At 72.7% G+C, this 13188-nt stretch carries 11 protein-coding genes and 1 pseudogene (1 of these 12 cut by a window edge); 7 read left to right on the top strand and 5 right to left on the bottom strand.

The genetic code is table 11. The annotated features are described in order from the left end of the window. A protein-coding gene (locus tag HNR76_RS10100; protein WP_162310552.1) for a siroheme synthase crosses the window boundary here: on the bottom strand, positions 1-564 show its 5' portion. 429 nt of this gene lie to the left of the window's left edge; 564 of the gene's 993 nt are visible here — the first part of the coding sequence; it begins with the start codon at positions 562-564; the stop codon falls past the left edge of the window. Positions 565-697: 133 nt separating this feature from the next. Then, entirely contained in the window at positions 698-1678 is a 981-nt protein-coding gene (gene hemH, locus HNR76_RS10105; RefSeq protein ID WP_162310551.1) for a ferrochelatase, read from the bottom strand. Between the two features lie 147 nt (positions 1679-1825). Here hemH and HNR76_RS10110 point away from each other — a divergent pair, with 147 nt between their 5' ends. The 4 genes and pseudogenes from HNR76_RS10110 (at position 1826) to tatC (ending at position 4275) form a co-directional block, all read left to right on the top strand. Next, the gene (locus tag HNR76_RS10110) at positions 1826-2692 is read left to right on the top strand and encodes a lipid-binding SYLF domain-containing protein (protein ID WP_162310673.1); all 867 of its coding nucleotides are present in this window, start codon (positions 1826-1828) and stop codon (positions 2690-2692) included. Between the two features lie 244 nt (positions 2693-2936). After that, a complete protein-coding gene (gene tatA / locus HNR76_RS10115) occupies positions 2937-3158 on the top strand; it encodes a Sec-independent protein translocase subunit TatA (RefSeq protein ID WP_162310550.1) in 222 nt (73 codons plus the stop codon). Between the two features lie 21 nt (positions 3159-3179). Continuing rightward, positions 3180-3464, top strand: a pseudogene (gene tatB, locus HNR76_RS15440) (Sec-independent protein translocase protein TatB); the annotation flags it as partial. A 70-nt stretch (positions 3465-3534) separates the two neighbouring features. After that, positions 3535-4275: a twin-arginine translocase subunit TatC gene (gene tatC / locus HNR76_RS10125; RefSeq protein ID WP_162310548.1), complete on the top strand. Its 741-nt coding sequence runs from the start codon at positions 3535-3537 to the stop codon at positions 4273-4275. A gap of 178 nt (positions 4276-4453) precedes the next feature. On the opposite strand, the gene HNR76_RS10130 is transcribed toward tatC, so the two are convergent. Next, positions 4454-5353 (bottom strand): BPSS1780 family membrane protein, encoded by a 900-nt coding sequence (locus tag HNR76_RS10130; RefSeq protein WP_162310547.1) that lies wholly within the window; start codon positions 5351-5353, stop codon positions 4454-4456. A gap of 118 nt (positions 5354-5471) precedes the next feature. Beyond that, on the bottom strand, positions 5472-6221 hold the full coding sequence (locus HNR76_RS10135) for a glutamine amidotransferase (protein WP_162310546.1): 750 nt from the start codon (positions 6219-6221) through the stop codon (positions 5472-5474). A 93-nt stretch (positions 6222-6314) separates the two neighbouring features. Here HNR76_RS10135 and glyQ point away from each other — a divergent pair, with 93 nt between their 5' ends. Next, complete coding sequence (glyQ, locus tag HNR76_RS10140; protein ID WP_425501771.1) at positions 6315-7214, top strand: glycine--tRNA ligase subunit alpha; 900 nt, start codon at positions 6315-6317, stop codon at positions 7212-7214. 103 nt (positions 7215-7317) lie between these two features. Beyond that, on the top strand, positions 7318-9525 hold the full coding sequence (gene glyS, locus HNR76_RS10145; RefSeq protein WP_162310544.1) for a glycine--tRNA ligase subunit beta: 2208 nt from the start codon (positions 7318-7320) through the stop codon (positions 9523-9525). Positions 9526-9677: 152 nt separating this feature from the next. Here glyS and HNR76_RS10150 read toward each other — a convergent pair whose 3' ends face one another. Next, positions 9678-11096, bottom strand: a complete 1419-nt coding sequence (locus HNR76_RS10150; protein WP_162310543.1) for a sensor histidine kinase — start codon at positions 11094-11096, stop codon at positions 9678-9680. A 166-nt stretch (positions 11097-11262) separates the two neighbouring features. Here HNR76_RS10150 and HNR76_RS10155 point away from each other — a divergent pair, with 166 nt between their 5' ends. Further along, the gene (locus HNR76_RS10155) at positions 11263-13188 is read left to right on the top strand and encodes a GGDEF domain-containing protein (protein WP_162310542.1); all 1926 of its coding nucleotides are present in this window, start codon (positions 11263-11265) and stop codon (positions 13186-13188) included.

Raw genomic sequence — 13188 nt, forward strand, 5'->3', positions numbered from 1 at the left:
GAGCCGGCCATCGAGCAGGCGTTCGAACCAGCGCCGGCGCAGCCCCATATCGGGCAGTGCCTGCCTGATCCGCTGGCGATAGCGTCCGAACAGGGCCGCCAGCGGGCCCAGGGCCGGATCCAGCAACGTTTCCATCTGCTCGCGCACGCGCCGCGCCAGCATCGGCGCTACGCCGCCCGAAGAGATGGCGATCACCAGCGGGGACCGGTCCACGACTGCCGGCACCTGAAAGGTGGACAGGGCGGCATCGTCGACGACGTTGATCAGGCGCCTGCGCGTGCCCGCTTCGACAGCCAGGGCGGCATTGAATGCGGTGTCGTCGGTGGCCGCGACCACCAGCCAGACCATCTCCAGCCAGGCGGGATCGAAGTCGCCGCCCAGGCGGTCGATGCGGCCGGCGGCCAGCGCGGCGGCCACGTCCGGGTGAAGGATGGCGCGGGCATGCAGCCGCACCCGGGCACCGGCCTTGAGCAGGGCCGCGATCTTGCGCGCGGCGACCTCGCCGCCCCCCACCACCAGGACGTCGCGCCCTTCGAGGTCGGCGAACAACGGATACAGGGCCATGCCCCGAGGCTCCTTCGGGAATGAATACCCGGCATCCTGTCGGTTGCAGGCCGGAATGTCGACGCCATCGGGCGTCGGCGTAGCGTGCAACGCAGGTTATGCACCGCCGGATGCCCCCTGCGGGTACTGCCCGCTACCGCGCGTCCGGGCCGCACTTGCCGCTGCCGGCGGCGCAGCGGGCAAGGCGCGCCAGTGCGTCGGCATGCCCGTCCGCGTCGTTGAGGCAGGGAATGTAGCGAAGGCTCCCGCCCCTGGCGGCGAAGCGCTCGGCCAGGCCCAGCGCCACTTCCTCCAGGGTCTCGATGCAGTCGACCGCGAAGCCGGGGCAGACCACGTCGAGTCGGCGTACGCCGGCATCGGCCAGGCGGTCGAGCTCGTCCTGGGTGGCCGGCTCGAGCCAGCGCTCGCGGCCGAAGCGCGACTGATAGGACAGCGACCATCGCGCCGGCTCCAGCCCCAGCGCCGCCGCCACCGCGCCGGCGCTGCCCTGGCATCGCTGCGGGTACGGGTCGCCGGCGTCGGCCACGCGCTGCGGCAGGCCGTGGAAGGAGAACAGCAGGTGGTCGCCCTCGCCGTGCGCATCGCGGAACCGGGCGACCGAATCGGCCACCGCACCCACCCAGCCGGCATCGGTGGAGTAGTCCTCGATCAGGGTGACGTCCATGCCTCCGGTTTCCTCGGCCACCAGGTCGGCCACCGAGGCGGTGGTGGTGGTGGAGTACTGCGGGTACAGCGGCAGGACCACCAGCCGGCGCACGCCCGAGGCGCGCAATTCGCGCAGGGTCGCGCGCAGGGCAGGCTGGCCATAGCGCATGGCCGGCAGCACCCGCCAGTCGGGCAGGCGGGATTGCAGGGCCGACGCCAGCCGCAGGGTATGCACCAGCAGCGGCGAGCCTTCCTCCATCCACACCTTGGCGTAGTTGGCCGCCGAGCGCGGACCGCGCAGCGGGAGGATCAGGCCGTGCAGCAACGGCTTCCACAGCAGGGGCGGGATCGACACCACGCGCGGGTCGCCGAGGAACTCGGCCAGGTAGCGGCGGACGGCCGGCGCGGTCGGCGCCTCGGGCGTTCCCAGGTTGACCGCGACCAGCGCGGTATCGGCGATTTCATGCATGGCGCCATTCTGACAGACCCGATGCGCCGGTCGCGCCGGCGGCCGGCGCGGCGCGGCCTCAGGCCCGATTCATTGCCCCGCGCCTAAGTTCGGAGGCATCGCTCGCCCTTAATCCTTGGTCAACCGTCCGGAGCCCAAAGCATGTCGATGTCGCGCCTGTCGAAACTCCTGCTGCCGCTGGCCCTGCTGTGCGTCGCCGGGCATGCCGTGGCCGGTCCAGAAGAGGACGATCGCGCCCGCAACGCGCTGCGGGTGCTGACCGAGATCCAGCAGATCCCCGAGCAGGCCATCCCGGACAAGCTGCTGGACGAGGCGCGCGGGATCGTGGTGATCCCCGACACCATCAAGGCCGGCCTGGTGCTGGGCGGCCGCCGCGGCCATGGCCTGATGTCGGTCAAGGGCCAGGACGGCACCTGGTCCAACCCGGTGTTCGTGAAGCTCACCGGCGCCAGCATCGGCTTCCAGGTCGGCCTGCAGTCCTCCGACGTGGTGCTGGTGTTCCGCAACGACCGGAGCCTGGACAACATCGTCAACGGCAAGTTCACCCTGGGCGCGGACGCCAGCGTGGCCGCCGGGCCGGTGGGGCGTAATGCCGCCGCCGCCACCGATGGCCAGCTCAAGGCCGAGATCTGGTCGTGGTCGCGCGCGCGCGGCCTGTTCGCCGGCGTGGCCCTGGACGGGGCGGTGCTGCAGATCGACCGCGATGCGCAGGCGGCCGTGTACGGGTCTCGCACCACTCCGCGAATGGTGTTCGAGGGCCGCGCCCAGAACGCGCCCAGCGCAGCGACGGTGGCGTTCCGCGACCAGCTCGAGGAGGCGACGTACAGCGCGCGCCTGGCCCGCGGCGGCGGTACCGCCGCCCGGGAGCCGGCGACGCAACCGCCGGTCGCTACGGCCCAGGGCGCGGCGACCCCGGCACCAGTACCGGCGACGGCCGAGCCGGCCGTCGGCCCGGCACCGACCCGCGGCTTCGAGCCGGTGGACGACACCGTGCACAGCGAGCCCCTGCCCTGATCGGGCCTGACCCGGCCGGCCACCGGCCTGCGCTATGCTGTACCTTGTCGCCGGACGACCGCCGATGGCGCCCAGGCCGGCATGGACACCACCGGCGGCTTCGGCACCGGGCACGGCCCATCGCCCTCGCTGCCGCCCGCCGTCGCATTGGCAACTTGACTTAACGAAGCGCGGTAACGGGACCGCGACGGCCGGCGCAGGACATGCGCGGTTTCGTTTTCCCGTCACGGCCAGGAGATGGATCATGGGTTTCGGTAGCGCCTGGCATTGGATCGTCGTGCTGGTCATCGTGCTGCTGGTCTTCGGCACCAAGCGGCTGCGCAACGCCGGCCGCGACCTGGGCGAGGCGGTGAAGGGCTTCAAGGACGGCATGCGCGACCCGGAGAAGCCGGCCGGCCAGCTCGGCGACGAGCGCAGCGCCGAGTCGTCGCAGAACGAGTCCGAGCGCGACCGCTCCCAGCACTGATCCGTCGGCGGCAGCGCGCGGATGTTCGACATCGGCTTCGGCGAACTGCTGCTGATCGCGGTGGTCGCCCTCGTGGTCCTGGGCCCTGAGCGGCTGCCCAAGGCGGCGCGCTTTGCCGGGCTGTGGGTGCGGCGCGCGCGCGCGCAGTGGTATTCGGTCAAGGCCGAACTGGAGCGCGAACTGCAGGCGGACGAACTCAAGCGCAGCCTGCAGGAAACGCAGGCCGCATTGCGCCAGGCGCAGGCCCGGCTGAGCGAAGACGCCGAAGGCGCCCGCCAGGGGCTGGAAACCCTGCGCCGCCAGGTCGAGGACGCTGCCCCGCCGGCACCGGCGGAAGAGGATGTGCCGGCGCAGCGCGCGGAAGGCGAGGAAGGCGATGAACCGCGCCAGCCCTGACCCGGACGCCGAAAGCAGCCTGATGGAGCACCTGCTGGAGCTGCGCTCGCGGCTGATGCGGGCGCTGGCCGGGCTGGTGCTGGCGCTGCTGGCGCTGCTGCCGTTCGCCAACCGCCTCTACGCCTGGCTGGCCGCACCGCTGCTGGACAAGCTGCCGGCCGGGGGCCAGTTGATCGCGGTGGAGGTGGCCTCGCCGTTCTTCACCCCGATCAAGCTCGCCTTCTTCGCCGCCTTGCTGCTCTCGGCGCCATGGCTGCTGTACCAGGCCTGGGCGTTCGTCGCGCCGGGCCTGTACCGGCGGGAGAAGCGGCTGGCGGTGCCGCTGCTGGTCTCGGCGGTGGCGCTGTTCTACACCGGCTGCGCGTTCGCCTTCTTCGTGGTGCTGCCCTCGGTGTTCGCCTTCCTGGCCGCGATCAAGCCCGATGGCGTGGCAATCATGACCGACATCAACGCCTACCTGGATTTCGTGCTGGTGATCTTCCTGGCCTTCGGCGCCAGCTTCGAGCTGCCGGTGGCACTGGTGATCCTGGTGCTGCTGGGCTGGGTGACGCCGCAGCAACTGCAGGCCGGCCGCGGCTACGCGATCGTCGGCATCTTCGTCCTGGCCGCGGTGATCACGCCGCCGGACGTGATCTCGCAATTGCTGCTGGCGATCCCGATGTGCCTGCTGTACGAAGCCGGCATCCTGGCGGCGAAGCTGATCGACCGGCGCGGCCGGTGAAGCCTGCGCCGGCCCGCCCGACGGCACTCTGAGTGCCGCGCCCGGCCTGTCACGCCCGTGCGGAAAATCGGGAGGCGCCGGGGCTGGAACCTTCGGCGGCGCGACGCGGCCGGGCAGACGCCCCGCATGGCAAAGCGAACCGCCGGCCGTCGCCAACCAAGGGAAAGTACGCGACCCCTCAGGCCTCGATGCGGCCGCTGGCCGCATCGGGCGCCGGTGGCGACGCCGCTGCCGAGGGCGGAAACAACTGGCCCCACGCGGTCAGCACCGCCCCGGCCAGCAGCGGCATCACCGCCGCCATCAGCAGCAACTGCGCCAGCCACGCGGCCAGTACCGGCCCGACCAGCGCCTGCACCACGAGCATCACCAGCAGCACCGCGAAATAGATCGCGAACAGCGCGATCCAGGCCAGCAGGAAGAACACCAGCATGGCGGGCAGGTTGAGCATGCACGCGCGCAGGCTGTCGCCCATCGCCGCCAGCCCGCCGCGGCCGTCGAACACGATCCGCGGCACCGACACGAACACGGTCATGGCCACCAGCACCGCGGCCGACACGCCCAGCAGCAGCCACAGCAGGATGCGGCCGGCCGGGAGGCCGGCGACCAGGGCCTGGACCTGCTCGGGCGTGGGCTGGGCACCGGAACGGGCCAGGGCATTGAGCTCCTCGCTGGCCGCGTACAGCTCCTGCAGGTGCTGCGGCCCGACCATCACCAGCAGCAGCACGCCCAGGACCAGGCCGGCGGCCAATTGCGGCAGCAGGGTGGCCAGCAGCCGCGGCGCGCAGTCGGGGCGCAGGCCCTGCAGCAAATGGCCGGGCTGCGCCGGCCGCTCCTGCGCCACCTCGCGCACGGCCCAGACCAGGCCGGCGAACAGCAGCGGCCCGGCCAGCGCCAGCAGCAACTGCAGGCCGGCGGCCAGCGCCGGCACCGCCAGGGCGAAGGCCAGCACCAGCGCGCCGAGCACGCCCCACAGCGCGCCAAGCGTGCCCAGCGCCAGCGGCGCCCGCCGCAACAGGGCGAAGCCGCCCAGCAGCCATTCCGCGCCGGCCGAGGCCGGCAGCCTGCGAATCGTGTCCATTCCGGTTCCGATGGTGCGCCGTGGAGAGGCGCGGGTGGTGCGGATCGAGGGGTGGGGTGCGTGCGGCGGGAGCCGGCGCCCGGCGATTATCGGCGATCCGGGCGCCCGGCGGCGGCGTTCACGCCGGGCCCGGACGCCCGGCGGTGCCGCGGGCGTGCTGGACGAACCGGCGCAGCAACTGGCGGGCCTGGGGTGCGGCGCTGACTTCGCGGGCGACCGTGCGCGGGCAGCGGCCGTGCCGGCGCAGGCAGTCGGCGCGGGCGTTGACGTAGCCGCGCATGTGGTGGGTGGCGAATTCCGGGTGGAACTGCATGCCCCAGGCGTTGGCGCCCCAGCGGAAGGCGTGGCACTGGTCCTGCTCGGAGCGGGCCAGCACCGTGGCGCCCTGCGGCGGCCGCAGCACGGTCTGCAGGTGGGTGGCATGGGCGGCGAAGCGCGAAGGCATGGCTGCGAACAACGGGTCCTCGAACGCCGGCGGGTGCAGGTCGATGAACACCGTCCCCGACTCGCGCCCGGCCGGGTTGTAGTCCACCTGGCCGCCCAGGGCGTGGGCCAGCAACTGGTGGCCGTAGCAGATGCCCAGCAGCGGCATGCCCGACTGCGCCGCCTCGCGCAGCCAGCCGGCGGTGGATTCGCTCCACTCGGCGCGGTCGGTGACGAAGGCGGCCGAGCCGGTGACGATCACCCCGGCCAGTCCGTCCGCCACCGGCAGCGGCTCCCCGCGCTCGGCATTGACCTCCACCACCTCGCGTGCCGACAGCCCCGCGGCCACCCGGATCCAGTGCGGGAAACGCCCGTAGCGCTTGAGGCTGTCCACCGGCTGGCCGGTCTCGACGATCAGGAAGGGCGCGCGACGGGCGGCGTTCACGGGGCGGTACTGGGCCTGCGAAAGGGCGGAAAACCCGCATGGGGCGGGGCTGCGTCCTATACTAGCCCGCTTTTCCGCACTGCAAAAATGCCGATGACAGGTCCGACATTCCAGGGATTGATCCAGGCGCTCAACGCCTACTGGGCCGAGCAGGGTTGCGTGCTGATCCAGCCGCTGGACCTGGAAGTGGGCGCCGGCACCTTCCACCCGGCCACCTTCCTGCGCGCGCTCGGCCCGGAGCCGTGGAACGCCGCCTACGTGCAGCCCAGCCGCCGGCCCACCGACGGCCGCTACGGCGACAACCCCAACCGCCTGCAGCGCTACTACCAGTACCAGGTGGTGATGAAGCCCAACCCGGACGACATCCAGGAGCGATACCTGGGTTCGTTGAAGGCGCTGGGCATCGATCCGCGGGTGCACGACCTGCGCTTCGTCGAGGACAACTGGGAATCGCCCACCCTCGGCGCCTGGGGCCTGGGCTGGGAGGTGTGGCTCAACGGCATGGAGGTGACCCAGTTCACCTACTTCCAGCAGGCCGGCGGGCTGGAGTGCAGGCCGGTGCTGGGCGAGATCACCTACGGGCTGGAACGCCTGTGCATGTACCTGCAGAACGTGGACAACGTCTACGACCTGGTGTGGACCGTCGGCCCGCAAGGCGTGGTCACCTATGGCGACGTCTACCACCAGAACGAGGTGGAGCAGAGCACGTACAACTTCGAGCATGCCGACGTGGCCGAGCTGTTCCACCGTTTCGACGCCTGCGAGGCGGCGGCGCTGAAGCTGGTCGAGGCCGGCCTGCCGCTGCCGGCCTACGAGCAGGTGTGCAAGGCCAGCCACAGCTTCAACCTGCTCGACGCGCGACGCGCCATCTCCGTCACCGAGCGCCAGCGCTACATCCTGCGCGTGCGCCGGCTGGCCCAGGGGGTGGCCGAGGCCTATCACGCGCAGCGCGAGAAGCTGGGCTTCCCGGGCCTGAAGCGCGCCCACGCATGATCCGGCCGGCTCCCATGCGCGGGAGCCGGTGCGCCTGGGCCGGCGGACCCGCGTCCGCTCCCACCCGCGCCGCAGCGGGGAAACACGAGGACAAGGTACGGCAATGAGCGAACGCAAATCCCTGCTGGTCGAACTGGGCACCGAGGAGCTGCCGGTCAAGGCGCTTCCAGGCCTGGCCCAGGCCTTCTTCGACGGCGTGGCCGCCGGGCTGGACAAGCGCGGCATCGGCGTCGAGCGCGGCGATGCGCGCCCGCTGCATACCCCGCGCCGCCTGGCGGTGCTGCTGCCGGCGGTGGACACGGTGCAGCCGGAGCAGCGCAGCGAAACGCTCGGCCCCTACGTGAACGCCGCCCTCGATGCCGAGGGCCGGCCGACCCGCGCGCTGGAAGGCTTCGCGGCCAAGGCCGGGGTCGCATGGTCGGCGCTGGAGCGCATCACCGACGCCAAGGGCGAGCGCTTCGTCCACCGCGCGGTGGCGCCGGGCGCGCGCACCGCCGACCTGTTGCCGGAAATCGTCGCGGAAGCGCTGGCCGGCATGCCGATTCCCAAGCCGATGCGCTGGGGCGGCCACGACTACGCCTTCGCCCGCCCGGTGCACTGGTTGGTGCTGCTGCTGGGCGAGGACGTGGTCGATGCCTCCGTGCTGGGGGTGGCGTCCGGCCGGACCAGCCGCGGCCACCGCTTCGAGCACGACCGGCCGGTACCGATCGGCCGGCCGGAGGACTATGTCGATGCGCTGCGCGAGGCGCGCGTGCTGGTCGACCCGGCCGAGCGCCGCGCCCGGATCGTGGCCGAGGCCGAACAGGCGGCGCGCCAGGCCGGCGGCGGCGCGCGGATCACCGACGACAACCTCGAACAGGTGGTATGCCTGACCGAATGGCCGGCGGCGGTGCTGTGCGGCTTCGAGCGCGACTTCCTGGCCGTGCCCCAGGAAGCGCTGATCGAGACCATGGAGGTCAACCAGAAGTTCTTCCCGGTGCTGGACGGGACCGGCAGGCTGACCGAGCGCTTCATCGGCATCGCCAACATCCAGTCGCGCGACGTGGCCGAGGTGCGCAAGGGCTACGAGCGGGTGATCCGCCCGCGCTTCGCCGATGCGCGCTTCTTCTTCGACGAGGACCTCAAGCAGGGCCTGGCCTCGATGGGCGAGGGGCTGAAGACCGTCACCTACCAGGCCAAGCTGGGGACCGTCGCCGACAAGGTCGCGCGCGTGGCCGCGCTGGCGCAAGCCGTCGCCGCGCAGGCCGGGGTCGACCCGGCGCAGGCGCGCCGCGCCGCCGGGCTGGCCAAGAACGACCTGCAGTCGCGCATGGTCAACGAGTTCCCGGAACTGCAGGGCATCGCCGGCCGCCACTACGCGCTGGCCGCCGGCGAGCCGGCGGCGATCGCGCTGGCGATCGACGAGGCCTACCGGCCGCGCTTCTCCGGCGACGACATCGCCGCCTCGCCGCTGGGCAAGGTGCTGGCGATCGCCGAGCGGCTGGACGCGCTGGCCAGCGGCTTCGCCGCGGGCCTGAAGCCGACCGGCAACAAGGACCCGTTCGCGCTGCGGCGCAACGCGCTGGGCCTGGCGCGGACGGTGATCGAAAGCGGGTACGACCTGGACATCCGCAAGCTGGTCTTCAACGCCTGCCTGGGCGCGAACGCCTCCATCGAGACGGTGAAGGCCAGGATCGAGTTCGTCGAACGGATGAAGCTCCTGGAAACCCTGGCCGGCATGTACGGCCGGGCGGACTCGGGACAGGTCGGCGGGCTGGGCGCCGACCAGATCCAGGTCCGCTTCCCCACCGCCGACGAGGTCGGGGAACTCTACGACTTCATCCTCGACCGCCTGCGCGGCTACTACGCCGACAGGGGCGTGCCGCCCGCGCACTTCCATGCGGTGGCCGAGCTCAAGCCGGCCTCGCTGGCCGACTTCGACACCCGCATCGACGCGCTGCGCACCTTCGCCGCATTGCCGGAGGCCGAGGCGCTGGCCGCGGCCAACAAGCGCATCGGCAACATCCTGAAGAAGGCCGACATCGCCATCCCGGCGATGGAAGACGCCGCGCTGCTGGCCGAACCGGCCGAGCGCGCCCTGGCCGAGGCGGTGGCCGCGGCGCTGGACGACACCGCCGCCGCACTGCACCAGCGCGACTACGTGCGCGTGCTGGAACGGCTGGCCCGGGTACGCCCGCAGGTGGACGCGTTCTTCGACCAGGTGATGGTCAATGCCGAGGACCCGGCCCTGCGCGCCAATCGCCTGGCCCTGCTCCGGCGCCTGGCCGAGCGCTTCCGCGCGGTGGCGGCGGTGGAGCACCTGTCGGCCTGACCGCAACGGCGGATTTTCCGGCGCCGTCACCCGCGCCGGGAATCCGCATGCCGGCCCGCCGACGCCACGCTCAACGGCGCCGGCATCATCGGGATGTGTGATCGGAGCGGGTGCGCCGCCTTGTCCGGCCCGGCACGCGCCGTCGCGGCCGCTCAGCCGGTGGCCGCGCACCGCGGGAGCCGGATCCGGAAGGTGCTGCCCCGGCCGGGCGCGCTCTCGGCCTCCAGCCCGCCGCCGGAAGCCTCCACCAGGTTGCGCGCCACCGCCAGGCCCAGGCCGGTGCCCACGCCGCTCGGCTTGGTGGTGAAGAACGGCTCGAAGCAGCGCGCCAGGGTCCGCGCGTCCATGCCGGTGCCGGTATCGGCGGCCTCGATCAGCACCCAGCCGTGCGCGTCGGCCGCCTTCGCCGCCGGTTCCTCGTGCAGCGACAGCCGGAACCGGCCGCCGCCGGGCATGGCCTGGTCGGCATTGCTGGCCAGGGTGAGCACGATCAGTTCCAGTTGCGCCCGGTCGAACCGCACCGGCAGCGGCGCCTGCCCGGCCACACCCGCCTCCAGCTCCAGCACCACTCCCGGATGGAACAACTGGCGGAGCATGGACTCCATCCCCGCCAGCGCCCGGCGGGCGTCGAACACCGTCAACTGGGTGGCCTCGTGGCGGCTGAAATCCAGCAGCCTGCGCGTGACCGCGGTGGCGCGGCGCGCGGCCGCTTCGGCGCCGAGCAGCGCTTGCCGCATCTGCTCGGGGTCGTCGCTGCGCTGCCCGCGCTGCGCGTAGCCCACCACCAGGCTGAGCAGGTGGTTGAAGTCGTGCGCCACGCCGCTGGCCAGGCGGCCCACCACCTCCATTTTCTGCGCGTGCACCAATTGCTCGCGCGAGCGCTCGCCCTCCTGCATTTCCAGTTGCAGCAGGTCGCGCACGCGCGCCAGGCGGTCGTTGCGGCGGCGCAGCGCGATCGCGCTCTCGCGCTGCGCGGCGACGGTGCGGTCCAGGATCACCGCGATCGAGAGCAGGCCGATCAGGGTGATCAGGGCCATGCCGAAAACCTGCCGGCCCATGATCGGATCGAAGAAGAACCGCGCCGCCTCCCACCACGCGCCCATCACGATCACCAGCGCCGTGGCCGCCGTCGACGCCCACAGCGCGCGATGGCCCAGCAGCAGTCCCGCCACCAGCACCGGGCAGATCTGGGTCAACTGCGAGCCGACCTGGACGCTCAGGCCCCAGCGCAGGTGCGAATAGGCCAGCATCCCCAGGGTGGTGGCGATGAACACCCATGCGGCCGACCGGAAATGGCCGCGCCGCGCCGCCAGCAGGCAGGCCACGACCACCAGCGTGTTGACCGCCGACAGGACCACCGCGGCCGGGGCCGGCACGTAGCCGGCCTGTGCCTGGAAGGCGCCCAGCAGCACCAGCGGCTGATAGACGGCCATGAACCCCAGCACGATGCGCAGGGTGGACGCGTTGCGTCGCTCGATCGCATCGGCCGCCCGCGCGCCGACGGCCGGCGCACGGCTCAGGCCCGCCCGGGGCGGGGCGCCGGCACGGCGAAAACGGGGATTGGCTGGCATGCGCGAAAGACCTCGATCGAACCCTGACGGAACCACGGCGCTCATCCCCCCGCGCCTGCACGGCGGGCCGGGATGCGAAGATAACGTTTCCAGCGGCGCCTGCCTGGCGCCGCAACGCTGCACCGTTGGCTCATTCCCGGGGATCCCCATGCAAGCGCGCCTCGCGATGTCCGCAATCCTGCTTCTGCTGTCCGGGCCGTTCCTGGCCGGCGGCGCCCTGGCCCAGGCCCTGCCCGGGATGAGCCCGCAGATGATGGAGATGCAGCGCTGCCGCGAATTGGTCGAGCGGGCGCCACGGCAATCGCTGACCCTGGCCGAATCCATGCTCGCCCGCCCCGCGCTGGACCCGGCGACACGGGCGGCGGCGCTGGGGTGCAGGATGCTGTCGGAGATGTTCTCCGGCCAGCGCGATGGCGCCCAGGCCACGGCCGAGGAACTGGCCGCCGCGCTCGACGACCCGGCGATGGGCGACATCGCCCGGGTCAACGCCCTGCTGGAACTCGCGCGCATATCCGAGTTCCTGGGCCAGCCGCGGCGCGCGGCCGCCCGGCTCGACGAGGCCCTGGTCCTGGGCGAGCGCCTCGGCTCGCCCACCGTGCGCCTCAATGCGCTGGTCAACCTGGCCAACACCCATGCCTTCGTGCTGCACGACCCGGCGGGGGCCGAGCCCTACTTCCAGCAGGCCATCGCCATCGTCCAGAGCGTGGCGCGGCCGCCGCTGCCGCAGGACGCCGGGCTCCACCTGGGCTACGCGGCCTCGCTGCTGGAGCGGCGCAAGCTGGACGAGGCACGGGTGCAGGTGGAGCGCGCCGAACGCATCCTGCGCTCGCTGCCGAACGCGGACGGCCTGCGCTCGCGGGCCATCGGCACCCGCGGCCTGCTGGAACTGGAGAACGGCCGCTACGACCAGGCCCGCCTCAGGCTCGGCGAGGCGCTGACCCTCCAGCGCCGGCTGGGCGACCGCATGGGCGAGACGGCGAGCATGCTGTACCTGGCCAAGGTGGACCTGAAGTCCGGGCAGCCGCGGCAGGCGCTGGCCGACACCGCCAAGGTGCTGGAGATCGCCGAGCGGGGCGGCGGCGGGCCGCTGCTGCTGGTCGAAGCACTGACCCAGATGGCCGAGGTGCACGAGGCGCTGGGCGACTCCGCCCGTGCCGCCGAGTACAGCGCGCGCCTGCAGGCACTGGCCGGCGAGGCGGCGGCCGCGCAGATGGACGCGCCGATGGCGCGGATGCGCGAGCGGGCGCAGGCGCCGGCGCGGATCGCGGACGACCTGGCCTGGAACCGGCGCGAGTTCGTCCGCAACAGCCTGCTGGCCGTGCTGGCGCTGCTGGTGCTGGCCGGCGGGATCGCCCTGGCGCGCCTGCGCCGCCGCCAGCGGCGCCTGATCGAGGCGGGCGCCACCGATCCGCTGACCGGCCTGCTCAACCGGCGCGAGGCCGGCCGCCGCATCGAGGCCCTGGAAATCGGCGGCCAACGCCGCAACGCCGTGCTGCTCGTCGACGTGGACCGGTTCAAGGCGATCAACGACCAGCAAGGCCATGTCGCCGGCGACGAGATCCTGGTCCGCATCGCGGCGGTGCTGCGGGCATGCTGCGACGACGACGACATCGTCGCCCGCTGGGGCGGCGAGGAGTTCCTGGTCGTGCGTGCGAACACCAGCCAGGAAGCCGCCTTCGCCCTGGCCGAGCACCTGCGCGAGAGCATCCAGCGCGCCGATGCCCTGGCCGGGGACGGCATCGAGGTGACGGTCTCGCTGGGCGTGGCGTCGTCCCCGTTCTTCCCCGGCGCGCAGGACGGCGGCTGGCAGGAAGCGGTCGGCCTGGCCGACCGTGCGCTGTACGTGGCCAAGCACGCCGGCCGCAATGCCTGGGCGGGCCTGTGGGGGCTGGCCGAGGGCCGCGGCGTGGACCTGTACAGCGTCCGCCAGAACCCGGAGGCCGCGCTGGCCCAGGGCTGGATCGCCATCGGCGGCAACCGGCCGATGTCGTGGTCGCCGGTGCGCGAGGGCGAGCCGGACGCCTCCTACCGCCATGCGCCCTTGCGCGAGGGCGAGGAGCGCACGCCGCGGCGCGGCGGCGAGACGGGCTGA

Origin of the sequence: Pseudoxanthomonas broegbernensis, assembly GCF_014202435.1 — a bacterium.
In the GTDB taxonomy this organism is placed as follows: Bacteria; Pseudomonadota; Gammaproteobacteria; order Xanthomonadales; family Xanthomonadaceae; genus Pseudoxanthomonas; species Pseudoxanthomonas broegbernensis.